The 23,485-nt window shown below is 70.4% G+C and carries 20 protein-coding genes; all 20 read left to right on the forward strand.

The window, feature by feature from the left end; all coding sequences use genetic code 11:
• Positions 1 to 336: 336 nt before the first annotated feature.
• A complete protein-coding gene (locus H504_RS0121985) occupies positions 337 to 1,917 on the forward strand; it encodes a UDP-N-acetylmuramoyl-L-alanyl-D-glutamate--2,6-diaminopimelate ligase (protein WP_026424541.1) in 1,581 nt (526 codons plus the stop codon).
• Positions 1,917 to 3,380: a UDP-N-acetylmuramoyl-tripeptide--D-alanyl-D-alanine ligase gene (locus H504_RS0121990; protein WP_026424542.1), complete on the forward strand. Its 1,464-nt coding sequence runs from the start codon at positions 1,917 to 1,919 to the stop codon at positions 3,378 to 3,380. Before H504_RS0121985 ends, H504_RS0121990 begins: the two co-directional genes overlap by 1 nt.
• Positions 3,377 to 4,462, forward strand: coding sequence for a phospho-N-acetylmuramoyl-pentapeptide-transferase (gene mraY, locus H504_RS0121995; RefSeq protein ID WP_026424543.1), 1,086 nt, complete (start codon positions 3,377 to 3,379; stop codon positions 4,460 to 4,462). Before H504_RS0121990 ends, mraY begins: the two co-directional genes overlap by 4 nt.
• Entirely contained in the window at positions 4,459 to 5,883 is a 1,425-nt protein-coding gene (gene murD / locus H504_RS36330) for a UDP-N-acetylmuramoyl-L-alanine--D-glutamate ligase (protein ID WP_084468008.1), read from the forward strand. The genes mraY and murD overlap by 4 nt, the downstream gene beginning before the upstream one ends.
• The gene (gene ftsW / locus H504_RS0122005; protein ID WP_157440563.1) at positions 5,883 to 7,346 is read left to right on the forward strand and encodes a putative lipid II flippase FtsW; all 1,464 of its coding nucleotides are present in this window, start codon (positions 5,883 to 5,885) and stop codon (positions 7,344 to 7,346) included. The genes murD and ftsW overlap by 1 nt, the downstream gene beginning before the upstream one ends.
• The gene (murG, locus tag H504_RS0122010; RefSeq protein ID WP_035305311.1) at positions 7,343 to 8,473 is read left to right on the forward strand and encodes an undecaprenyldiphospho-muramoylpentapeptide beta-N-acetylglucosaminyltransferase; all 1,131 of its coding nucleotides are present in this window, start codon (positions 7,343 to 7,345) and stop codon (positions 8,471 to 8,473) included. Before ftsW ends, murG begins: the two co-directional genes overlap by 4 nt.
• Positions 8,470 to 9,870 carry a UDP-N-acetylmuramate--L-alanine ligase gene (gene murC / locus H504_RS0122015; RefSeq protein ID WP_026424546.1) on the forward strand — a complete coding sequence of 467 codons (1,401 nt, stop codon included), beginning with the start codon at positions 8,470 to 8,472 and terminating at the stop codon, positions 9,868 to 9,870. The genes murG and murC overlap by 4 nt, the downstream gene beginning before the upstream one ends.
• Positions 9,867 to 10,604: a cell division protein FtsQ/DivIB gene (locus tag H504_RS0122020; RefSeq protein ID WP_026424547.1), complete on the forward strand. Its 738-nt coding sequence runs from the start codon at positions 9,867 to 9,869 to the stop codon at positions 10,602 to 10,604. Before murC ends, H504_RS0122020 begins: the two co-directional genes overlap by 4 nt.
• A gap of 50 nt (positions 10,605 to 10,654) precedes the next feature.
• Positions 10,655 to 11,155, forward strand: coding sequence for a DinB family protein (locus H504_RS0122025; protein WP_026424548.1), 501 nt, complete (start codon positions 10,655 to 10,657; stop codon positions 11,153 to 11,155).
• Between the two features lie 188 nt (positions 11,156 to 11,343).
• Positions 11,344 to 12,675 carry a cell division protein FtsZ gene (ftsZ, locus tag H504_RS0122030; protein ID WP_026424549.1) on the forward strand — a complete coding sequence of 444 codons (1,332 nt, stop codon included), beginning with the start codon at positions 11,344 to 11,346 and terminating at the stop codon, positions 12,673 to 12,675.
• Positions 12,676 to 12,752: 77 nt separating this feature from the next.
• Positions 12,753 to 13,457 (forward strand): peptidoglycan editing factor PgeF, encoded by a 705-nt coding sequence (pgeF, locus tag H504_RS0122035; RefSeq protein WP_026424550.1) that lies wholly within the window; start codon positions 12,753 to 12,755, stop codon positions 13,455 to 13,457.
• On the forward strand, positions 13,454 to 14,185 hold the full coding sequence (locus H504_RS0122040; RefSeq protein WP_026424551.1) for a YggS family pyridoxal phosphate-dependent enzyme: 732 nt from the start codon (positions 13,454 to 13,456) through the stop codon (positions 14,183 to 14,185). Before pgeF ends, H504_RS0122040 begins: the two co-directional genes overlap by 4 nt.
• 128 nt (positions 14,186 to 14,313) lie before the next feature.
• The gene (locus tag H504_RS0122045) at positions 14,314 to 14,955 is read left to right on the forward strand and encodes a cell division protein SepF (protein WP_026424552.1); all 642 of its coding nucleotides are present in this window, start codon (positions 14,314 to 14,316) and stop codon (positions 14,953 to 14,955) included.
• 28 nt (positions 14,956 to 14,983) lie between these two features.
• Complete coding sequence (locus tag H504_RS0122050; RefSeq protein WP_026424553.1) at positions 14,984 to 15,259, forward strand: YggT family protein; 276 nt, start codon at positions 14,984 to 14,986, stop codon at positions 15,257 to 15,259.
• A gap of 46 nt (positions 15,260 to 15,305) precedes the next feature.
• On the forward strand, positions 15,306 to 16,133 hold the full coding sequence (wag31, locus tag H504_RS0122055; protein WP_026424554.1) for a DivIVA-like cell division protein Wag31: 828 nt from the start codon (positions 15,306 to 15,308) through the stop codon (positions 16,131 to 16,133).
• Between the two features lie 70 nt (positions 16,134 to 16,203).
• On the forward strand, positions 16,204 to 16,848 hold the full coding sequence (locus tag H504_RS0122060) for a hypothetical protein (RefSeq protein ID WP_026424555.1): 645 nt from the start codon (positions 16,204 to 16,206) through the stop codon (positions 16,846 to 16,848).
• A 324-nt stretch (positions 16,849 to 17,172) separates the two neighbouring features.
• A complete protein-coding gene (locus H504_RS41505; protein ID WP_157440564.1) occupies positions 17,173 to 17,349 on the forward strand; it encodes a hypothetical protein in 177 nt (58 codons plus the stop codon).
• A gap of 31 nt (positions 17,350 to 17,380) precedes the next feature.
• Entirely contained in the window at positions 17,381 to 18,004 is a 624-nt protein-coding gene (locus tag H504_RS0122070) for a hypothetical protein (RefSeq protein WP_026424556.1), read from the forward strand.
• A gap of 222 nt (positions 18,005 to 18,226) precedes the next feature.
• On the forward strand, positions 18,227 to 21,364 hold the full coding sequence (gene ileS, locus H504_RS0122075; RefSeq protein WP_026424557.1) for an isoleucine--tRNA ligase: 3,138 nt from the start codon (positions 18,227 to 18,229) through the stop codon (positions 21,362 to 21,364).
• A gap of 111 nt (positions 21,365 to 21,475) precedes the next feature.
• Positions 21,476 to 23,092, forward strand: coding sequence for a penicillin-binding transpeptidase domain-containing protein (locus H504_RS0122080; RefSeq protein WP_026424558.1), 1,617 nt, complete (start codon positions 21,476 to 21,478; stop codon positions 23,090 to 23,092).
• Positions 23,093 to 23,485: the final 393 nt, after the last annotated feature.

Below are 23,485 nucleotides of genomic sequence, written 5' to 3' on the forward strand. Positions count from 1 at the left end.
CGTGTGACCCCTGACGTTGATCGTCCGCTGAGGACGCTGACGATGCCGACGACGCTGAGGACGCCGAGCACGGTGTGACGTGGTGGGTCCGGCGACCACCCGGACCCACCACGCCCCGTGGCGCGCTGTGCGCGCTGGAAGGTGGGGAACATGCGTTCGACTATACCGCCCGGAAACCGCTGTTGAGCTGCGAAAACTATCCCAACCCGATCGTGTGAACACGGTAGTCACCGATCGGGCGGGCGGTCACCGTGCGCTCACCTACCGCATCGCCGGGAGGCCGTGCGATCGAGGGGCCGCGTGGTCGCCCTCCGTGCGCAGGTAGCCTTCCGCGTCGTGCCCGCCAAGCTCGAAGGCAAGGCTGTCACGGCGCCGCCTCGCCCCACCCGGATCCAGCCCGTCCCGCTCGCCACGCTCGTCGCGCGCGCGGACGCGCGGCTGTCCGTCGGGGGCGTGACCCCGGCGACCACGTCAGGACCGCACGGGTCCGATGTGGCCGTCACGGGCGCGACGCTGCGCGCACAGCACGTCCTTCCAGGAGACCTGTTCGCCGCCCTGCCCGGTGCCCGTGCGCACGGCGCGGATTTCGCCGCCCAGGCTGTCGCCGCGGGCGCGGCCGCGCTGCTCACCGACGAGGAAGGCGCCACGCGCCCGCCGGTCCGCGACTCGGGCCTGCCGGTGCTGGTGCACCCCGATCCACGCGGTGTGCTCGGTTCGCTGGCCGCGTGGATCTACGGCGAGCCGTCGCTGGCGTTGAGCGTGCTGGGCGTGACCGGCACCTCGGGCAAGACCACCACCAGCTACCTCGTCGAGGCGGGCTTGGTCGCCGCAGGCCACACGACAGGTTTGATCGGCACGGTCGAGACCAGGATCGCGGGCAACCGGCTGGCGAGCGCTTTCACCACCCCCGAGGCGCCGGACCTGCAGGCGCTGCTGGCGGTCATGTTGGAGCGGGGGGTCACGCACGTGCCGATGGAGGTCTCCAGCCACGCGCTGCGCCTCGGCCGGGTCGCGGGTACCCGGTTCAAGGTGGGCGCGTTCACGAACCTCTCCCAGGACCACCTGGACTTCCACCCCGACATGGAGGACTACTTCCAGACGAAGGCGCTGCTGTTCGACGGTCGTTCCGCCGCCGAGGTCGTGTGCGTCGACCAGGAGTGGGGGCGCCGGTTGGTCCGTCCGCACACCGTCACCGTGTCCATTACCGGCGACGCGGACTGGACGGCCTCAGAGGTTCGGGTCTCGCGTAGCGGCGAGCAGACGTTCCTCATCCACACCCCGGGCGGTACGCGCGTCGAAGCGACCTTGCCGATGCCGGGCACGTTCAACGTCGCCAACGCCCTCACCGCCGCCGCGGTGCTCGACCGGGTCGGTGTGCCGCTGGACGCGATCGTCGAGGGTTTCGCGGACGTGCGCGTGCCGGGCCGGATGGAGCGGGTCGCGCTCGGTCAGGACTTCACCGCTGTCGTGGACTACTCGCACAAGCCTGAGGCGGTCGCGCTGGCGCTGGACGCGATGCGCGCCAGGACCGACGGCCGGGTGATCGTCGTGCTCGGCTGCGGCGGCGACCGGGACACCGCGAAGCGCCCGCTGATGGGCGAGGCGGCGGCGCGGCGGTCCGACCTGCTGGTGGTCACCGACGACAACCCGCGCGGTGAGGACCCGGCGGCGATCCGGGCGGCGATGCTGACCGGGGCGACCGGGGTCCCGGCGGCCGAGCGAGGTGAGGTGGTCGACATCGGCGACCGGCGGCGGGCGATCGCCACCGCGGTGGCCAACGCGCGCTCGGGCGACGTGGTGGTCGTGGCGGGCAAGGGCCACGAGACCGGCCAGGAGGTCGCCGGCGTGGTGCACCCCTTCTCCGACCGCGACGAGCTCGCGGCCGCGATCCGCGAGCGACTGGGCACGGTGACCTGATGATCAGACTGACCCTGCGCGAGGTCGCCGACGCCGTCGGCGGCAGGCTGCACCTGGCCGACCCGGACGCGGTCGTGACCGGCAGCGTGGAGTTCGACTCCCGGCAGGTCACCGAGGGCGGACTCTTCGTCGCCCTGCCCGGTGACAAGGTCGACGGCCACGACTACGCGGAGAAGGCCATCACCGCCGGTGCAGTCGCCGTGCTCGCCGCGCGTGAGATCGACGCGCCCGCGGTGATCGTGCCTCCCGTGTCCGAAGCACACACTCGCTCGGTAGCGCTAACCGGCGACAAAGACGGTTCCGGCGCAGCGGTCCTCGCGGCGTTGGCGGCTCTTGCGCGGCGAGTGGCCGACAGGCTTACCGCGCAAGGTCTGGCCATCGTCGGTATCACCGGTTCGTCGGGTAAGACCTCGACCAAGGACCTCATCGCGCAGGTCCTGTCCCCGTTGGGCCCCACGGTCGCCCCGCCCGGCTCGTTCAACAACGAACTCGGCCACCCGTGGACGGTTCTTCGTGCGGACGAGAACACCAAGCACCTCGTGTTGGAGTTGTCCGCGCGCGGACCAGGCCACATCGCCGCTCTATGCGACACGGCTCCGCCCCGCGTCGGCGCGGTCCTCAACGTCGGCAGCGCGCACCTGGGTGAGTTCGGCAGCCGCGAGGACATCGCCCGCACGAAGGGCGAGCTGGTCGAGAAGCTGCCCGAGGACGGTGTCGCGATCCTCAACGGCGACGACTCCCTCGTCGCCGCTATGGCTGGCCGCACCAAGGCGCGGGTTGTACTGGTCGGCGAGGCCGAGTCGGCGGACGTAAGAGCCGTGGACATCGTTCTCGACGACCAGGCCCGTGCAAGTTTCCTGCTGCGGGCAGCGCAGGGGGAGGCCCAGGTGACTCTGGGTCTCCACGGCGCACACCACGTGGGCAACGCTCTTACCGCCGCCGCGATAGCGCTTGAGTTGGGCGCGACAGTGCAAGAGGTGGCGGACAGCCTTACCGGCGCGCAGCGGGTCTCCGCTCGTCGGATGGAGGTGACGACTCGCCCGGACGGCGTGACCGTGGTCAACGACGCGTTCAACGCCAACCCCGAGTCGGTGCGCGCGGCACTGAAAACGCTGGCGACGATGGCCCGGTCAGGCAACCGCCGCCGGTCGTGGGCCGTCCTCGGGGTGATGGGTGAGCTTGGCGACGAGTCGGTGCGCGCACACGACGAGATCGGCAGGCTCGCCGTTCGACTGGACATCAACCGCCTGGTGGTGGTGGGCGAGCAGGCCCGCGCCATGCACCAGGGGGCGAGCCTGGAGGGCTCGTGGGGAGAGGAGTCGGTGCTGGTGCCGGACGTCGATGCCGCGGTGGCGCTGGTGCGCGCCGAGTTGGCCCCCGGTGACATCGTGCTTGTGAAGGCGTCCAAGGTGGCCGCGCTGTGGCGGGTGGCCGAGGCGCTGCTGGCGGAGGACGCCCGGTGAAAAGCATCCTGATCGCCGCCGCGATCGCCATGGTCGTGTCGATCCTGCTGACCCCGTACCTGATCCGGGTGTTCTCCCGGCAGGGCTTCGGCCAGGAGATCCGCGAGGAGGGCCCACAGGGCCACAAGAGCAAGCGCGGTACCCCCACCATGGGTGGTGTCGCGATCATCCTGGCCATGTGGGCCGGGTACGGCGCGTCGCACATCGTCAACGCGATGTCCCCGCGCGGGGAGTCGCCGACCGCGTCCGGGCTGCTGGTGCTGATGCTGGCCACCGGGCTGGGCCTGGTCGGTTTCCTGGACGACTTCATCAAGATCCGCAAGCAGCGGAACCTCGGCCTGAACAAGACCGCGAAGCTGGTCGGGCAGTTGGTCGTGGCGATCGCGTTCGCGATCCTCGCGCTGCGGTTCCCGGACGAGCGGCAACTGACCCCCGCGTCGGACAACCTGTCCTTCGTCCGTGACATCACCATCGTGTCCTTCGGTGGCATCGGCTTCATCGTGTTCTGCTACCTGGCGGTGTCGGCGTGGTCGAACGCGGTGAACTTCACCGACGGCCTCGACGGCCTGGCAGGCGGCTCGTCGGCGATGGTGCTGGGCACCTACGTGGTGATCTCGTACTGGCAGTTCAGCCACGACTGCGGCCGCGCGGTCGAGGCGGCCTGTTTCGACGTGCGCGACCCGCTGGACCTGGCGCTGGTGGCGGCCGCCGCGATGGGGGCCTGCATCGGATTTCTGTGGTGGAACGCCGCGCCCGCGCGCATCTTCATGGGTGACACCGGTTCGCTCGCGCTCGGCGGCCTGGTCGCGGGGCTGTCCATGGCCACCCGCACCGAGCTGCTGATGATCGTGATCAGCGGTCTGTTCGTGGTGGAGATGGTGTCGGTCGTGCTGCAGATCGCGATCTTCCGCACCACCCGGCGGCGGTTGTTCCGGATGGCGCCGTTCCACCACCACTTCGAGTTGGCGGGCTGGGCGGAAACCACGGTCATCATCCGGTTCTGGCTGCTCGCGGGCGTGTGCGCGATGTTCGGTCTCGGGTTGTTCTACGCGGACTGGCTCGGGGCAGGCGGCGGCGTGTGACCGGCTCGTTCGCCGGGCTGGTCACCGGTCGGGTGCTGGTGGCGGGCGCGGGTGTGACCGGCAGGTCGGTCGCGGCGGCTCTGGTGGACATGGGTGCCGAGGTCACGGTGACCGACGGCAACGCCGAGCGGTTGGCGGAGTTGTCCGACACCGGCGCCACGCTCGTGCCCGGTCTCACCGAGCCGCCCGAGGGCACCTCTCTCGTTGTCACCAGCCCCGGGTGGCGCCCCACCAGCCCGTTGTTGTCGGCGGCGGTGTCTGCCGGGATCGACGTGGTCGGCGAGGTCGAGCTGGCGTGGTGGATGTCGGAGAGCCTGCCGACGCCACCGGCGTGGTTGGTGGTCACGGGCACCAACGGCAAGACGACCACCGTTGGCATGCTGGCCGAGATCCTTCGCGCGGGTGGGCACAACGCGATCGCTTGCGGCAACGTCGGCCTGACCGTGATCGACGCCATCCGCGCCGGACATGAAGTGCTCGCGGTAGAGCTGTCGAGCTTCCAACTGCATTGGCAGCGGTCGCTGCGCGCGCATGCCGCTGTGGTGCTCAACCTCGCCGAGGACCACCTCGACTGGCACGGCTCGATGGAGGAGTACGCGAAAGCCAAGGGACGGGCGTACTCGGGCGCGAGGTTCGTCGTGCGCAACGTGGCCGACGAGTGGTCCGGCAGGCTCGCCGCCGAGCACGACGGTGTGCAGGTGGGCTTCGGGCTCGGCGTGCCGCGCCCCGGCGAGCTGGGCCTGGTCGAGGACCTCTTGGTGGACCGCGTGTTCGTGGCGGACCCGGCGACGCAGGCCGAGGAGCTTGCCTCGCTGGGTGACCTCAACGTGCTGGGGCCGCACAACGTCGCCAACGCGCTTGCCGCCGGGGGGTTGGCCCGCGCCTACGGGGTGTCGTCTGAGGCCGTTCGCGCGGGTTTGGCCGCGTTCCAGCCTGGTGCGCATCGCTCTGTCCACCTGGGTGAGTTCAACGGCGTTTCTTACGTCAACGACTCCAAAGCCACCAATCCGCACGCGGCGGGTGGGTCGCTGCGCGCGTTCGAGTCCATCGTGTGGGTCGCCGGTGGCCTGCTGAAGGGCGCGACGGTGGACGCCCTGGTCGAGGAGGTCGCCGGGCGGCTGCGCGGGGTGGTCCTGCTCGGCGCGGACGCCGACGTGTTCGCCGCCTCGCTGGCGCGACACGCCCCGGATGTCCCCGTCGCGCGGGTGACCCCGGGAGACGATGACCCCATGATCGCAGCGGTCGGCGCGGCAGGCGCCATGGCACGTTCGGGTGATGTCGTGCTGCTCGCGCCCGCCGCCGCCTCCATGGACATGTTCCGGGACTACGCCCACCGGGGTGACGCCTTCGCCGAGGCCGTCGCCGGGTTGGCCGCGGCGGACGGCGACGCTGGAGGTACTGGCGCCACCGGGAGCCGGTGATGACCGCCCAGGACACGGCAGGCCCCACGGTCCGCCCCCGGCGGGCCTCGGGCATCGGCGGTCGGGTCCATGCGATCCGGACGGCGTTGACCGCGTGGCTGGGGCGGCCTCTTGCCTCGTTCCACCTCGTGCTCGCCGTGTTCGGTTTGCTTACCGTGCTCGGCTTGGTGATGGTCCTGTCCGCGTCGTCCGTGGTGTCCCTCAACACGGGGCAGGGCCTCTATACGGTCTTCAAGAAGCAGTTGCTCTATGTGCTGATCGGCTCGGTGCTGTTCTGGCTCGGTCTGCGGATCCCGTTGGAACGGATCCGCGCGATGAGTTCAACCGGGCTCATCATCAGCATCTTGCTGCTGGTCGCCGTGCTGACGCCGCTGGGCGCCACGCTCAACGGCACCCGGAGCTGGTTCAAGTTCGGGCCGTTCTCATTCCAGCCGGTCGAGGTGTGCAAGCTCGCGCTGGCGTTGTGGGGCGCGCACGTCTTGGTGCTCAAACGCGCCGCGCTGCACAAGTACCGGCACCTCTTGGTCCCGGTCGTCCCGGTCGCGTTGATGATGTTCGCGCTGGTGATGCTGCAGCCGGACCTCGGCGGCACGGTCACCCTGGGCGTCGTGCTCATCGCGCTGCTGTGGTTCGCGGGTGCCCCGATGCGCCTGTTCGGCGGCTTGGCGCTGGGCGGTCTCGCCGGTGTCGTGATGCTGGCCATCGGCACCGGGTACCGGCAGGTGCGCGTGCTGAGCTTCCTCAGCCCCGACGAGGACCTGGCGGGCAGCAACTACCAGGCGGAACAGGCGAAGCTGGCGTTGGCCGACGGCGGGTTGTTCGGCCGCGGTCTCGGGCAGGGGCCGTCCAAGTGGAGCTACCTGCCCAACGTCCACAACGACTTCATCTTCGCCCTGATCGGCGATGAGCTGGGCCTGCTCGGCTGCACGCTGGTGCTGGGCCTGTTCGCGATGCTCGCCGTCGTCGGCATGCGGATCGCGACCCGCAACATCGACCCGTGGGTCCGAATGGTCGCCGCGACGCTGACCGTGTGGTTGGTCGCGCAGGCCGCCATCAACATCGGTTACGTCGTTGGTGTTCTCCCGGTCACGGGCATCACGTTGCCTCTTATCTCGTCCGGCGGCACCTCCGTTGTGGTGACCATGCTGGTGTTCGGCATTCTCGCCAACTGCGCGCGCCACGAGCCCGAAGCGGTGTCGGCACTACGCTCACAGGGTCCCGGCCGGTTCGGCAGGCTGATGCGCCTGACCGCCCCGGAGCCGTACAAGCCGCCGAAGAAGCGCAAGCCCGCGCGGCCGACCACGCCGCCGCGGGGCAGCCAGCAGCGGCGCGGCGTGCCGCAGGCCGAGCACCGCAGGCGCGCGCCGGAACGACAGGGACACCCACGGGCGGGCGGTGCGGCCCTTGCCCGACAGAAGACAAGCCGCGGCAACCCGCGGAACGCCAAAGGAGGACGTCGTTGACCGTTGGTCCCACAGGTGCCGGTGACCCCACCCGCCGAGGCCCGTGTGTGGTGATCGCGGGGGGAGGCACGGCAGGCCACATCGAGCCCGCGCTCGCGCTGGCCGACGCCGTGATCCGGCTGCGGCCGGATGCCCGTGTCGTCGCGCTGGGCACCGAGCGCGGCCTGGAGAAGACGATCGTCCCCGCGCGGGGTTACCCGCTGGAGATGATCCCGCCGGTCCCCATGCCCCGTAAGCCCAATGTCGACCTGTTGAAGCTACCGCTGAAGGTGCGTGCGGCGGTGAAGACGACCCGTGAGGTGTTGGATCGGGTCGGCGCCGATGTCGTAGTCGGCTTCGGTGGCTACGTCGCGCTACCTGCTTACCTTGCCGCGCGCGGCCGGGTGCCCATCGTCGTGCACGACTCGAACGCGAAGGTGGGTCTGGCGAACAAGGTCGGTGCCCGGTTCGCCGAGCGGGTCGCGGTCGCGGTGGGCGACTCGGGTCTGCCCGGTGCGGAAGTCATCGGCATCCCGCTGCGCGAGTCGATCATCAACCTGGACCGGGCCGCGCTGCGCGCCCGCGCCCGCCAGTTCTTCGGGCTGCACCCGACCGCGCCGACCCTGCTGGTGTTCGGCGGGTCCCAGGGCGCCCGGTCGATCAACCAGGCCGTGTCCGGTGCCGCTCGCGAACTCGGTGAGGCCGGGATCGCCGTGCTGCACGCGCACGGGCCCAAGAACACCCTCGCGGTGCAGGGTGTCGCCGGTGCGCCGCCGTACGTCGCGGTGCCTTACCTGGAGCGGATGGACCTCGCGTACGCCGCCGCCGACGCGGCGTTGTGCCGTTGTGGCGCGATGACCGTCGCGGAGGTGTCCGCGGTAGGTCTACCGGCGGTGTACGTACCGCTCCCGCATGGCAACGGCGAACAGGCCCTCAACGCGGGCCCGGTTGTCGCGAACGGCGGCGCGGTGCTGGTCGACGACGCCGACCTGACCCCGGCGAAGGTCGCCGAACTGGTCGTCCCGATGCTGACCGACCCGCACCGGCTCGCGGGCATGAGCCGCGCCGCGCAGGGCACCGGCCACCGCGAGGCGGCCGACGTGCTCGCCCGGATGGTCCTCGACGCCGCGGCCAAGGGCAGGTCATGACCAACCCGCTGGAGCGCGCGCACCTGGTCGGCATCGGTGGTGCGGGCATGAGCGGCATCGCCCGCATCCTGCTGGCCAGGGGCGCCGCGGTGTCCGGGTCCGACGCCAAGGAGACCCGGGCGTTCCTGACGCTGCGGGCGCAGGGCGCGCGGATCGCGGTCGGCCAGGCCGCTGAGAACCTCGACCTGCTGCCCGGCGGTCCGACCGCGGTGGTCGTGTCCACCGCGATCAAGGAGACCAACCCGGAGTTGGCCGAGGCGCGGCGGCGCGGGCTGACCGTGCTGCACCGCTCGCAGGCCCTGGCCGAGCTGATGTCCGGGCACCGGGTGGCCTGCGTCGCGGGTACGCACGGCAAGACCTCGACCACGTCGATGCTGACCGTGGCGCTCCAGCACTGCAGGCTCGACCCGTCGTTCGCCATCGGCGGCGACCTCAACGAGTCCGGGGCCAACGCCCACCACGGCACCGGCGGGATCTTCGTCGCCGAGGCCGACGAGAGCGACGGCTCGTTCCTGGTGTTCCGCCCGTCGGTCGCGGTGGTGACCAACGTGGAGGCCGACCACCTCGACCACCACGGCACCGTTGAGGCCTACGTGGCGGTGTTCGACTCGTTCCTGGACCGGATCGAGCCGGGCGGCGTGCTGGTGGCCTGCGCGGACGACCCGGGTTCGGCCGCGCTGGCCGAGCGCGCCACCGCCAAGGGCATCCGGGTGCGCCGCTACGGCAGGCTGGCCACGGGACCCGAGGACGCCACGATCTTGGATTACCGGCCCGCCGACGGTGGGGGACTGGCCAAGATCTCGTTGGCGGGCCAAGAGATCGAGTTGGGCGTGGCGGTGCCGGGCGAGCACATGGCCGGTAACGCTGTCGCGGCGCTCTTGGCCGGTATCGAACTCGGTGCGCCGTTGGCCGAGTTGGGCGCGGGCATCGCCGCGTTCGGTGGTGTACGCAGGCGGTTCGAGTACAAGGGAACCGCGGCCGGTGTACGCGTGTACGACGACTACGCGCACCACCCCACCGAGGTCGACGCGCAGCTCAAGGCCGTTCGCCCTGCCGCGCAAGGTGGCCGTGTCGTAGTGGTGTTCCAGCCGCACATGTACTCGCGCACGGAAACCTTCGCGACGGAGTTCGGTAGCGCTCTCGGGCTGGCCGATGAGGTTGTCGTGCTCGACGTGTTCGGCGCGCGCGAGGAGCCGAAGCCCGGTGTGAGCGGTGCGCTGGTGGCCGACGCCGTGCCGCTGCCCGCCGAGCGTGTGCACTACGAGCCGTCGTTCGACAAGGTGCCCGCGCTGGTCGCCGGTCTGGTCGCCGACGGTGACCTGGTGCTGACGATGGGCGCGGGCGACGTGACCATGCTCGGCCCCGAGGTGCTGGCGGAGTTGGAGCGCAGGCCGTGACCGACACCGCCCCCGGCGGGCGACCGCGGCGCAGGCCGCCGCGGCGGGGAGCACGGCCGGTGCGCGGGCAGCGCACCCACCGCCGCTACCTGGTCCGCCGGTGGGCGGTGATCGGCACCATGCTCGTGATCACCGGGGTGGTCTCGGTGGTCTTCTTCACGCCGGTCTTCGGCGCCAACACGGTCGACGTGCTGGGCACCACGGAGTTGACCGCCGACGAGGTCCGCGCGGCCGCCGCGATCGAACCGGGCACGCCGCTGGCCCGGCTGGACACCGACGAGGTGGCCCGGCGGGTCCGGCAGTTGCCCCGGGTCGGCTCGGTGGACGTGCGCCGCTCGTTCCCGGCGTCGGTCGAGGTGATCATCACCGAGCGGACCCCGGTCGTCTTCGTCCAGCGCGACGACGGCGCGCACCTGCTCGACGCGGCGGGGGTGGACTACTCGACCCTGCGCGCCGCCCCGCCCGGCCTCCCGAGGCTGGACGCGGGTGGCGACCAGGCCGCCCGCGCGGCCACCTCGGTGCTCGCGTCGATCCCGGCGCAGTTGACCAAGCAGGTCACCGCGGTGTCGGCGAACACGGCGACCGACATCCGGCTCACCCTGGCCGACTCGCGCGTGGTCAAGTGGGGCGACGCGGAGAACGCGCCGCGCAAGGCCGCCGTGCTGGCCGCCCTGCTCACCCAGAAGGGCAAGACCTTCGACGTGGCCGCGCCGGATTTCCCCACCATCTCCTGAGCCGTCCACAGGGGACTGCGGCACGCCCGGTCGTCGAGCACACTGCGGCCATGACCGACTCCCGCACCGAACCGCACCCGCTCGGTGGCGAACGCGAACAGCTCACCGGTTTCCTGGATTTCCTGCGCGAGACCGTGGTCCGCAAGGCGACCGGGTTGTCCGAGGCCGACGCGCACCGCGCCCTGCTGCCCACGTCCCCGCTGATGACCGTCGCCGGTCTCCTGTCGCACCTGCGCTGGGTGGAGGTGTACTGGTTCGTGAACGCGCTCAGCGGCGAGCCGACGCCTGCCCCGTTCCCGCCGGGTGATGTCGACGGCCCGTTCCGCGTCGGCGTCGACCTGACCCTCGACCAGGCGATCGCCGAGTACACCGCCCAGTGCGCGCACAGCCGCGAGGTGGTCGCGCGGCGTGAACTCGACGACTCGCTGGAGTTCGACGGCTGGCCGCTGAGCGTGCGGTGGGTGCTGCTGCACATGGTCGAGGAGACCGGTCGGCACGCCGGTCACCTCGACGTGATCCGGGAGATGTTGGACGGTGTCACCGGCGAGTGAACCGGGAGGCCGCACGGTCGGTGACCAACAACCGGGCAGGCGCACGGCGTGGCGGCTGGATCGAGGCCAGTCCTATGCCTACCTTCCTTGCCAGGTCCGGGGTTGACATAACTCTCACTCTCTGGTTGAGGTCGAGGGTTTTCCCGGGTCCGGTTCCAGCTCCGGATCGACAAAGGAAGGCGGCTTCGATGACGCCCCCGCACAACTACCTCGCCGTGATAAAGGTCGTCGGCATCGGTGGCGGCGGCGTGAACGCCGTCAACCGGATGATCGAGGTCGGGCTCAAGGGTGTCGAGTTCATCGCGGTGAACACCGACGCGCAGGCACTGCTGATGTCCGACGCCGACGTCAAGCTCGACATCGGCCGCGAGCTGACCAGGGGCCTCGGCGCGGGCGCCAACCCCGAGGTCGGGCACAAGGCCGCCGAGGACCACCGGGAGGAGATCGAGGAGGTCATCAAGGGGGCCGACATGGTCTTCGTCACCGCCGGTGAGGGCGGCGGGACCGGCACCGGCGGCGCGCCGGTGGTGGCCTCGATCGCCCGCAAGCTCGGCGCGCTGACCATCGGCGTGGTGACCCGCCCGTTCTCCTTCGAGGGCAAGCGGCGGGCCCGGCAGGCCGAGGACGGCATCACCGAGCTGCGCAACGAGTGCGACACGCTCATCGTGATCCCCAACGACCGGCTGCTGCAGCTCGGCGACGTCGGGGTGAGCCTGATGGACGCGTTCCGCTCGGCCGACGAGGTGCTGCTCTCCGGTGTGCAGGGCATCACCGACCTGATCACCACCCCGGGTCTGATCAACCTGGACTTCGCCGACGTGAAGAGTGTCATGTCCGGCGCGGGCAGCGCGCTGATGGGCATCGGCTCGGCGCGCGGCGAGGGCCGCGCGGTGCAGGCGGCCGAGAAGGCGATCAACTCGCCGCTGCTGGAGGCGTCCATGGACGGCGCGCACGGGGTGCTGCTGGCCATCGCGGGCGGTTCCGACCTCGGCCTGTTCGAGATCAACGAGTCGGCGTCGCTGGTGCAGGAGGCCGCGCACCCGGAGGCGAACATCATCTTCGGGACGGTGATCGATGACTCCCTCGGCGACGAGGTGCGGGTCACCGTGATCGCCGCCGGGTTCGACAGCGGCGGCCCGACGCACAAGAAGCTCGACCCCACGCCCTTCAAGAGCGGCACCGCGACCGCGTCCGCCCAGGCCGGTCAGGTCGGGCAGGCCAGGCCCGCGGTCCCGCCGACCCCGGCGCCCGAGCCGCAGCAGGTCCAGCAGCAGCCGCCGGTCCCGCTGCCCGAGCAGGGCTACCAGACCCAGCAGCCGGTCCAGCCCACGCACCAGCAGCCGGTCTACCAGCAGCAGTCGCAGCAGCAGGCGCCCACCCACTCGACCTACCGCCCGGAGTACGCCCAGGGCGGGTCGTCACAGCCGCCGTCCGGGGCGCGCCCCGGGCTGAACCGCCCGGTCCCGGTCACCGAGGACCCGGACGACGAGGTCGACGTGCCGCCGTTCATGCGCCGGTAGCGCACGAGCGGTTCCCGCGAGCCACTAGGTTGGTCGGTACTTGGGTGTGCTGACTCCTAGTTGTTGCGGGGTGCGGGGTGCGGATACGTCGGGTGGTCACGACGCGGGACGGCGGGGCGTCGACGGCGCCGTACGACTCGTTCAACCTGGGTGACCACGTCGGTGACGACCCGGTGGCCGTGTCGGCGAACCGGGCGCGGCTGGCCGGTGAACTCGGCGTGCCCGCCGACCATCTCGTGTGGATGGAGCAGGTGCACGGCCGCACGGTCGGCGTTGTCGACGGCCCGGTGGCCGAGAAACTTGAAGCGACCGACGCGGTCGTGACCGCCCGGCCGGGGCTGGCCCTGGTCGTGCTCGTCGCCGATTGCGTTCCGGTCCTGCTGGCCGATCCCGAGTCCGGTGTCGTCGGCGCCGTGCACGCGGGACGGGTGGGCGCGCGGGTCGGTGTCGTTCCCGCCGCGCTGTCGGCCATGGCGGACGCCGGTGCCGACGTGCGCCGGGTCGAGGTGCTGCTGGGCCCGTCGATCTGCGGCGAGTGCTACGAGGTCCCGCAGGCCATGCAGACCGATGTGGAGCGTCACCTGCCGGGCAGCGCCTGCCGCACCCGCACGGGCACGCCCGGGTTGGACCTGCGCGCCGGGCTCTGGCGGCAGTTGGCCGATGCCGGGGTGGCGCGGATCGGGATTGACCCGCGGTGCACCAACGAGGACCGCACGTTGTTCAGTCACCGCAGGGAAGGCACCACTGGGCGATTGGCCGCGGTCACCTGGGTCGAGCCGTGACCGGGCCGCGGGCCGCCGAGATCGCCGCCAACCTGGCCGAGGTGCGGGCCCGGATCGAGGCCGCCTGCGCGCGGGCCGGGCGTGATCCGGGCGAGGTGCGGTTGCTGGCGGTCACCAAGACCTTCCCGGCCGAGGACGTCGCCGCCCTGGTCGACCAGGGCGTGCTCGACCTGGCCGAGAACCGGGAGCAGGAGGCCGGTCCCAAGGCGGACGCCGTGGCCGGGCTGCGGCCGGCCGCGCGGCCCCGCTGGCACATGGTCGGCCGCCTGCAGCGCAACAAGGCCAGGTCCGTGGTCCGCTGGGCGGCCCAGGTCCAGTCCGTCGACTCCGCACGGCTCGCCGACGCCCTCGCGAAGGCGGTGCGGGCCGCGGTCGAGGTGGGGGAGCGGTCGGGGCCGCTGGAGGTGTTGCTGCAGGCGAGCATCGACGGCGACCCGGAGCGCGGCGGCTGCCCGCTCGACGACCTCCCGGCACTCGCCGATCAGGTAATTCGATCGAGTGATCTTCGCCTCCTCGGGATCATGGCCGTGGCGCCGCGGGGGACGGAACCCGCCGCGGCCTTCGAACGTCTAGCGGGTGCCGCCGAGCGGCTGCGCGCCGACCACCCGTCGGCCGTGGAGCTGTCCTGCGGCATGAGTGGTGATCTCGAGCAGGCCATCGCGCACGGATCCACGTGCGTGCGTGTCGGAACCGCGCTGCTGGGGGGACGCGGACTAGCCTCCCCATAGCAAGAACGGACCCCGACGGGCAAGATCGGTCGTGCTCGGGGTTGAGCCTTGCGAGGACGTGGTAGACGGACGAGGACATCGACATGTCACGGGCACGTCGACCGCGCTCGGGGAGTCGGAGGAGCGGCATGAGCACCTTGCAGAAGCTGAAGGCCTACTTCGGCATGGTCCCGGCAGACGAGCTCGAGGACTACGAGGCCGAGGAGTACGACCGGCGCGGCTACCGCTCCGACTACGCCGAGGACGAGTTCGAGGACTACCCGGGCGGGCGACGCCGGTGGTTCGGCGGCCAACGCGCGGGTTACCGCGACGAGGTCGAGGACGACTACGGCCCCGCCGAGCCCGCCGAGCGGTCCCGGCCGCGTCCGGCGTGGTCCCCGGCGGCGGCGCTGCCGGAATCGCCGACGCACGGCGCGCTGGCCGTGGACTCGCGGCGGGAGCAGCCTGCCCGGCCGCGCCCGGCCGAGCCGCAGCCGACCGCCGGTTTTCCACTCGGTCGGGTGATCACGCTGCACCCGCGCAGCTACATCGAGGCGCGCACGATCGGGGAACACTACCGCGACGGCCGCCCGGTCATCATGAACCTGACCGAGATGGACGACGCGGACGCCAAGCGCCTGGTGGACTTCGCCGCGGGCCTGGCGTTCGCGATGCGCGGGTCGATGGACAAGGTCACCAACAAGGTGTTCTTGATCTCACCGCCCAATGTCGACCCGACCGCCGAGGACAAGAGGCGGTTGGCCGAGGGCGGGTTCGCCGCCCGGAGCTGAGTGATGGCACAGTTGACCCGTGGAACCACTGCTGCTCGCCGTCTACTGGGTGTTGTTCGCCTTCTGGCTGTTGCTGACCGCGCGGGTCGTGGTGGAGCTCGTCCGCTCGTTCGCCCGGGACTGGCGACCGGCGGGTGGGGTTGCGGTAACGCTGGAGACCATCTACACAGTGACCGATCCTCCGGTACGTCTGGTCCGACGGCTCATCCCGTCGGTTCGGATCGGAGGCGTGGGCCTGGACCTATCGATTATGGTGCTGCTGTTGGTCGTATTCATTCTGATGCGACTGGCGTATCCCGGATGACGGGGAACCCGGGAGACCGCAGCCCTGGAGTGCGTGAGGTGATCAGATGTCGTTGACCCCCGCTGACGTGCACAACGTCGCGTTCAGCAAGCCTCCCATTGGCAAGCGGGGCTACAACGAGGACGAGGTGGACGCCTTCCTCGACCTGGTCGAGGTGGAACTGTCCCGCCTGATCGAGGAGAACAACGACCTGCGAGCGCAGGTCGAGCAGCTCGACGCGCAACTGGAGTCGACCCGCGCCGACCTGGAGGACGCCCGCACCGCGGGGGCCTCCGTCGCGCCGGTGCGCCAGGTCGAGGAGCCTCGGCGGTTGCAGCCGGTCCCGCCACCCAGCTCGTTGGAGCAGACCAACCCCGGCGGCAGTGGGGACCACCACGTGCAGGCGGCCAAGGTCCTGGGTCTCGCCCAGGAGATGGCCGACCGGCTGACCGGTGAGGCCAAGTCCGAGGCGGACGGGATGCTCGCCGAGGCGCGCACCAAGTCCGAGCAACTGCTGTCCGAGGCGCGGGCGAAGTCCGACACCATGGTCAACGAGGCGCGCACCAGGGCCGAGACCATGCTCAACGACGCGCGCACCCGGGCCGAGACGCTGGAGCGGCAGGCCCGCGAGAAGGCCACCACGTTGGAGCGCGACGCCCAGCGCCAGCACACCGAGATCATCGGTGCGGTGCAGGCGGAGCGGACCACGCTGGAGAAGAAGATCGACGAGCTGCGGACGTTCGAGCGGGAGTACCGCACCCGGCTCAAGACGTTCCTGGAGTCCAGCCTGCGTGAGCTGGGCGACCGGGGTTCGGCGGCGCCGACGACCGAGGGTCGGGGCGCCGGGCAGCAGAGCAGCGGCTACTCGTTCGGCCCCCGGGCCGAGGCGGGCTGACCGGCCCCTGGGCAGGCGGCGGGGTTCGTGACACCCGCCGCGCCCGGGGCTGGGGAGTTCGGACACAACCGTGCTGTTCCTCGTCTTGTTGCTGGTGCTCGGTGCCTTCGGGTTGCTGGTCGCCGCGCTCACCACGGCGCACACCGTGTGGGCGTGGATCTCGGTGGTCGTGTCCGTGGTGGCCGCCGTGCTCCTGGTGGTCGACTGGGTCGGTTCCCGCAAGCGCCGTGCCGCCGCCGCTGATCGCGCCCCCGCACCGACCGGGGCGCCGGACATCGAGCGGATCGACCCGCCCCCACCGGTCGAGCCCCGCGACGGTCCCAGGTTCGACCCGGACCTCGACGGTCCCGGCCCGGACTACCCGGTTGATCTCGGCTTCCCCGCCGAGGCCGACCCGATCCCGGCCCCCGACGAGTCCGCGCGACCTGATCCGGACCTCGATCCGGATAGGGAGCCCGCGGAGGAGTCGACCGATGCCGCCGACCTGCTGGTGGTCGCCGACCTCCAGGTGGACGTGCGCGTCTTGGACGAGCGACCGCGCTATCACCTGACCCGGTGTGGGTGGCTGGGCGGTCGGGAGTCGATCCCGCTGCCGGTCGCCGAGGCCCGGCAGTTGGGGTTCACCCCCTGCGGTCTGTGCACGCCGGACGCCGTCCTGGCGGCCCGACACCGCGAGGGCCGGGGGCCCCGGCAGTCGCGAACCGAGTCGAACTAGCGGTTTCCGCACGGGCGGTCGATGTTCGCAGGCATGCTGGCTCGGGTGACCGCCGCGCCACCCGATCAGGTGATAAATCCGGGAAAACCCTGGCTCGGGCCTGATTTCACCCGTTTGTGGCCAAGTGGCGGGGTTGACCAGCGACCCGCTGCAGATCGGCGCCACGGTGTTCGTGCAGCAGGTGCCGTGGCTGTTGTCTCGGTGGTCAGGTCGCCCTCGCCACTCGGCGTGGCCGGCGGGTGTGATCAACTTTGGGTTCGGTGTGGTGGGTTCGTCGATCCGGCAGCGGGCTGTGCCCGAGCGTCAGTGCGGACGGGTTGCGGTGTGTACATATTGTTGGTGATCGGTGGCTCGGCGGTCGGGGGGCTGGTGGGTGGGCTGGTCGCGCGGTTGTCGGGGATCACCGGGCCGTTCTGGTGTGCGGGCGTGGCCATGGTCGTGTTGACGGCGGTAGTGTGGCGCGGCTTCCGGCGGTCGGCGTTCACCGAGGCGCCTGCCTGACCGGGAGGGGGCTGGTCGAAGGGCGGTGGGCATGCCGGTCGACGGGTACTGCGAGCGGACCGGGCCGGAGTTCTGGTCGGAGCCGGTCAACGCCTGGACCAACGTCGCGTTCCTGGTCGCCGCGTTCTTCGCCTACCGCGACGTCCGTCGGGTCGCCGCGCCGTGGTGTCTGTGGCTGTTGGTCGGGCTTCTCACCGCGATCGGGATCGGCAGTTTCGTCTTCCACACGGTCGCCACGCGGTGGGCGGTCTCGTTCGACACGGGCCCGATCATCGCCTTCATGATCACTTACGTTGTGCTGTTCCCGAAGTTGTTCCTCGGGCTGCGCTGGCGGCTGGCGTGGCTGGGCGCGCCGGTCTTCATCGCGTTCGCGGTGCTGGTGAACCTCGTGCTCGGTGGCGGGAGCTACCTGCCCGCGCTGCTCGGCATGGCCGTTCTCGCGATCATCCTGCTGGTGCGCGGCGACCACCGCCGCGCGCTGTGGTTCACCGGGATCGCCGCGCTGTTCGGCGTGTCCCTCGCGCTGCGCACGATCGACCTGGACGTGTGCGCCCGGTTCCCGCTCGGTACCCACTTCGCCTGGCACGTGCTCAACTCGGTGGTGCTGTACCTGCTCATCCGGGTTGCGGCAAAGCGGGTTGCGGCTCGGGGCTAGACTGGGCGTACAGGCGCTGATCCGGCCATCACCGGGGAGCCTCCGGAAGAACGGGCGCCAGCCCCAGTAGAACCGGACGGGACCGGCCCGTCAAAGCCGGACGAACGAGTGGTCACCGGGGTCTCCCGGCGGCAAGCGGGGTGGTACCGCGGCACGCGGCGGCAGGGTCCGCCACGGGTCGTCCCCGTAGGGGTCCGACCGATCCGTACGAGGAGTACCACCATGGGTTATCCCAGGGCGAACACCGGCGAGGCGACCGTGCCCGCCCAGCCGTCCTTCCCGCAGCTCGAGACCGCCGTCCTGGACTACTGGTCGGCCGACCGCACGTTCCAGGCCTCTGTGGACGCCCGGCCCGCGGGGGACAACGGCGCCAACGAGTTCGTCTTCTACGACGGTCCGCCGTTCGCCAACGGCCTGCCGCACTACGGCCACCTGCTCACCGGCTACGTCAAGGACCTGGTGCCGCGGTACCAGACCATGCGCGGCAAGCACGTGGAGCGCCGGTTCGGTTGGGACACGCACGGCCTGCCCGCCGAGGTCGAGGCGGAGAAGCAGCTCGGGTTCTCGTCCAAGAGCGACATCGAGGACTTCGGGATCGAGAAGTTCAACGACGCCTGCCGCACGTCCGTGCTGCGCTACACCGACCAGTGGCGCGACTACGTGACCCGGCAGGCGCGCTGGGTGGACTTCGACAACAACTACAAGACCCTCGACACCGACTACATGGAGTCGGTGATGTGGGCGTTCAAGTCGTTGTACGACAAGGGCTTGGTGTACGAGGGCTTCCGGGTGCTCTGGTACTGCTGGCGGTGTGAGACGCCGCTGTCCAACACCGAGACGAAGATGGACGACACCTACCGCGACCGGCAGGACCCGGCGGTCACGGTGGGGCTGCGGCTCGCCGCGCCGGGCACCGATCTCGACGGCGCGCAGGCGTTGATCTGGACGACGACGCCGTGGACGTTGCCGTCCAACCTCGCGGCGGCGGTTCACCCCGACGTCGACTACGTTCTCGTTGAGGCCAACGCTGAGCGCTACCTGCTCGCGGAGGCCCGTGTCGCCTCTTACGCGCGCGAGTTGGGCGAGGATCTGCCGGTTCTGGCGCGGTACAAGGGAAGCGACCTCGTCGGTACGCGCTACCTGCCGCCCTTCGACTTTTTCGTGGGTCGGGAAAACGCGCACCAGGTTCTCGCGGCTGACTACGTCACCACCGAAGACGGCACGGGCATCGTGCACATCGCCCCCGCGTTCGGTGAAGAGGACAAGCTTGTCACCGACGCCGCCGGGATCGAGGTTGTGGTCCCGGTCGACCCGCACGGCCGGTTCACCGCGGAGGTCCCGCCGTACGAGGGCGAGCACGTCTTCGAGGCGAACAAGCGGATCATCCGCGACCTCAAGGAAGCCGGGCTGCTGCTGCGGCACGAGACCTACAACCACCCGTACCCGCACTGCTGGCGGTGCGACAACCCGTTGATCCAGCGAGCGCTGTCGTCGTGGTTCGTCGAAGTGTCCCGGTTCAAGGACCGGATGGTCGAGCTGAACCAGCAGATCACCTGGGTACCCGGGCACATCAGGGACGGCCAGTTCGGCAAGTGGCTGGAGAACGCGCGGGACTGGAACATCTCCCGGAACCGGTTCTGGGGTTCACCGATCCCGGTGTGGGTGTCCGACGACCCCGAGTACCCGCGGGTCGACGTGTACGGGTCGCTCGACGAGTTGGCCCGCGACTTCGGCGCGCGCCCGACCGACCTGCACCGCCCGGCGATCGACGAGCTGACCCGGCCGAACCCGGACGACCCGACCGGCAAGTCCACCATGCGCCGGGTGCCGGAGGTACTGGACTGCTGGTTCGAGTCGGGCGCGATGTCGTTCGCCCAGGTGCACTACCCGTTCGAGAACCGCGAGTGGTTCGAGGACCACTACCCGGGCGACTTCATCGTCGAGTACAACGGCCAGACCCGCGGCTGGTTCTACACGATGCACGTGTTGGCGACCGCGCTGTTCGACCGGCCCGCGTTCACCACCTGCGTCGCGCACGGCATCGTGCTCGGTGACGACGGTCAGAAGATGTCCAAGTCGCGTAAGAACTACCCGGACGTCAACGAGGTGTTCGACCGGGACGGCTCGGACGCGATGCGCTGGTTCCTGATGTCCAGCCCGATCCTGCGCGGCGGCGACTTGGTCGTCACGGAGCGGGGCATCAGGGACGCGGTGCGCCAAGCCGTGTTGCCGCTGTGGAACTCGTACTACTTCCTGGCCCTCTACGCGAACGCGGAGGGCAAGGAAGGCAAGTGGCGCACGGATTCCACGCACGTGCTCGACCGGTACGCGCTTGCTAAGACCCGGCAGTTGGTCGACACGGTGACCGCCGCGCTGGACAACTACGACATCTCTGGTGCGTGCCAGTTGGTGCGCGAATACCTGGAGGTGCTCACCAACTGGTACGTGCGCCGTTCGCGCGACCGGTTCTGGTCGGGCGACACCGATGCGATCGACACGCTGCACACGGTCCTGGAGATCGTGTCCCGGCTGACCGCGCCGCTGTTGCCGCTCACCGCCGAGGTGGTGTGGCGGGGGCTGACCGGTGGCCGTTCGGTGCACCTGGCCGACTGGCCCGCTGTCGATGACCTGCCCGCCGACGACGCGTTGGTCGCGGGCATGGATCGGGTGCGGCAGGTGTGTTCGGCTGCGTTGGCGCTGCGGAAGGCGAACAAGCTGCGGGTGCGGTTGCCGCTGTCGCGTCTTCTTGTCGCCGCCGAGGACGCGTCCGTGCTGGAGCCGTTCGTTGATCTTATCCGCGATGAGGTCAATGTGAAGGCGGTCGAGCTGACCACCGACGTCGCCGCGCACGGTCACTTCGAGCTGGTCGTCAACGCGCGCGCGTGCGGGCCGCGGCTGGGTCCGGACGTGCAGAAGGTGATCCGCGCGGTCAAGGCGGGCAAGTGGTCAACGAACGAGTCCGGCGCGATCGTGGCCGCGGGCATCGAGCTGCGCGACGGCGAGTACGAGCGGCGGCTGGTGGCCACCGACGCGGGCGCGACCGCCGAGCTGCCCGCCAGCTCCGGCCTGGTCGTGCTGGACACCGAGGTGACCGCCGAGCTGGCGGCCGAGGGCGTGGCCCGCGACCTGGTCCGGATCGTGCAGCAGGCCCGCCGGGACGCGGCGCTGGAGGTGTCCGACCGGATCGAGTTGACCGTCGACACCTCGTCAGCGCCGGAGCTCGACGCGGTGCTCGCCGCGCACCGGGACTTCGTGGCCGGGGAAACCCTGGCCGACGAGGTGACCACCGGTCCGGCGACCGCCGCGTCGGGCACCGTCGGCGACGGGTCGACCGTTCGCGTGGACGTCCGAAAAGTGTGATCCGACCAGGCCTGCCGGTTTCGCTGTTTCCCTGGTGACCGGGCGTCGTCCCCTGGCATCGTGTGTCCCGCCGCGTGATCCGCGCGCGGCGGGACACACTGGGGGTAAGGCGTGTCGAACAAGTGGCGGCGCTGGGTCTTGGCGGGCGGGGCGATCATCGTGGTCGCCATCGTCGGCATCGCGGTGTTCGTGTTGTTACCGGGCGGCGGTTCGAAACCCGCCGCAGGTGACACCGGCGTCCCGCAGGACGTCGCCGCGCAGCAGACGAGCCGCACACCGGCGCAGGTGACCGAGGCGTTCCTGTCCGCGCTGTCCATGCAGCGGCCGGACAACGCGGCCCAGCTCACCGACGACCCGGCGGCGGCCGAGTCCGCATTGACTAAGGTGTTCGACACGCTGCGCCCGGAGGCCCTGGTCGCGACCGCGCTGACCGCGGACGGCCCGGCGGCCACGTTCCAGCTCACCTGGCAACTGGCGGGCGCGCAGACCTGGAAGTACACGAGTTCGCTGGCGCTGGTTCAGGCCGGTGCCGGTTGGCTGGTCCGGTGGACCCCGACCGTGGTGCACCCGAAGCTCACCCCGGGCACCCAGCTCGCGGTCGTCGGCGACTCCGGTCAGCTCATCGCGGTCACCGACCGGGACAGCAGGCCGCTGATGACGTGGCAGGGCAACACACCGCAGGCGACCGACCCGAAGTTCGCCCCCATGCTCTCCGGCGCGATGTCGCGCACGGCGACCCCGCAGAACACCGCCGGTTCCCACCGGGTCGCGTTGGTCGACCAGTCGGGCAAGGAGATCGAGAACCTGTTCGGCGCGGTGACAGCGGCCAAGCCCCCGCTGCGCACCACCGTCAGCACAAAGGTTCAGGCGGCGGCCCAGGCGGCGGTGGACTCGGTGTCCGCACCGGCTTATCTGGTGGCGATCCAGCCGTCGACGGGCGACATCCTCGCCGTCGCCCAGAACGCGACCGCTGGTAGCGCACCGAAAGCGTTGAACGGGTTGTACCCGCCCGGGTCGACGTTCAAGGTTGTCACGGCGTCCGCGATTTTCGCTGCTGGGAAGGCGACGCCGGACACGGTGGTGCCTTGTCCGGGGTCTGAGGTCATCGGGACTCGCACGATTCGCAACGCGGACTTCGAACTCGGTGATGTGCCGCTGCATCAAGCGTTTGCGCAGTCGTGCAACACGACATTCGCGTCGCTGGCGGCGGGGTTGCCGTTAGACGCGTTGCCGAAGGCCGCGGCGCAGTTCGGGTTCGCGGCGGACTTCGAGATCCCGGGGCTGATGACGCAGACCGGTCGGGTGGATGTGGCTAGTGGGGTGCCGCAGCAGGTGGAGAACAGTATTGGGCAGGGGACGGTGCAAGCCAGCCCGTTCGGGCTCGCGCTGATGGCGGCGACGGTGGCGAAGGGTGGGGCTGTGACGCCACAGTTGTTCTATGACGCGAAGACTGTGGTGAAGGTTGGGTATAAGGGGCCGTCTGGGGCGGCGGTTTCGTCGTTGCGGGCGATGATGCGGGAGGTGGTGACTTCGGGGCGGGGGAAGGCGTTGAATGGGTATGGGGGTGTGGCGGGGAAGACGGGGACGGCGCAGTTCGGAGACGGGTCGACGGCGCATGGGTGGTTTGCGGGGTACCGGGGGGATGTGGCGTTCGCTGTGCTGGTCGAGAACTCGGGGACGGCGGGGGTGGCGGTGTCTGTGGCGGGGGCGTTTTTGGGTGCGGTTTGAGCTCTCGTTTGGGTTGTGCGTTGGGGGATCGTGGTTGGGTTGATCATGAGCCGGGTGGACTGTCGGTGGGTCCGTCTAGGCTTTGTATTCAGGGGCTCAAGTTCGGGTTGATCATGGTTGTCGGGTCGGCTGGGCGATCTTGTCGGTGGGCTTGGTTAGGGTGTGTATTCGGGGGCTTTGTTGTCGGTTGATCTTGGTGTGAGGGGTCTCTGGGCCTCGGCTGCGCCTCGGGGTTCGGCCTGGTCGCCTTCGGCGACGCCGGCCTCGGGCGCCAGATGACGCGGCTGCGCCCGCTGGGGTGAACTTGTTTTGTGTGGGGCCCCTACGGCAACCGCACGGTAAGGCTAAAAGGCGGGGCCACTGGAAAGCGTGGCCTTACCCGCCAGTCAGCTT

It is taken from the genome of Actinokineospora inagensis DSM 44258 (genome assembly GCF_000482865.1).
Classification (GTDB): domain Bacteria; phylum Actinomycetota; class Actinomycetes; order Mycobacteriales; family Pseudonocardiaceae; genus Actinokineospora; species Actinokineospora inagensis.

What these genes read in the sequence shown, in the direction of transcription:
- wag31 (WP_026424554.1), top strand. Translation starts at nt 15,306, where the DNA reads ATGTCGTTGACCCCCGCTGACGTGCACAACGTCGCGTTCAGCAAGCCT.
- ileS (WP_026424557.1), top strand. Translation starts at nt 18,227, where the DNA reads ATGGGTTATCCCAGGGCGAACACCGGCGAGGCGACCGTGCCCGCCCAG.
- H504_RS0121990 (WP_026424542.1), top strand. Translation starts at nt 1,917, where the DNA reads ATGATCAGACTGACCCTGCGCGAGGTCGCCGACGCCGTCGGCGGCAGG.
- murC (WP_026424546.1), top strand. Translation starts at nt 8,470, where the DNA reads ATGACCAACCCGCTGGAGCGCGCGCACCTGGTCGGCATCGGTGGTGCG.
- ftsW (WP_157440563.1), top strand. Translation starts at nt 5,883, where the DNA reads ATGACCGCCCAGGACACGGCAGGCCCCACGGTCCGCCCCCGGCGGGCC.
- H504_RS0122045 (WP_026424552.1), top strand. Translation starts at nt 14,314, where the DNA reads ATGAGCACCTTGCAGAAGCTGAAGGCCTACTTCGGCATGGTCCCGGCA.
- H504_RS0122070 (WP_026424556.1), top strand. Translation starts at nt 17,381, where the DNA reads ATGCCGGTCGACGGGTACTGCGAGCGGACCGGGCCGGAGTTCTGGTCG.
- ftsZ (WP_026424549.1), top strand. Translation starts at nt 11,344, where the DNA reads ATGACGCCCCCGCACAACTACCTCGCCGTGATAAAGGTCGTCGGCATC.
- H504_RS0122025 (WP_026424548.1), top strand. Translation starts at nt 10,655, where the DNA reads ATGACCGACTCCCGCACCGAACCGCACCCGCTCGGTGGCGAACGCGAA.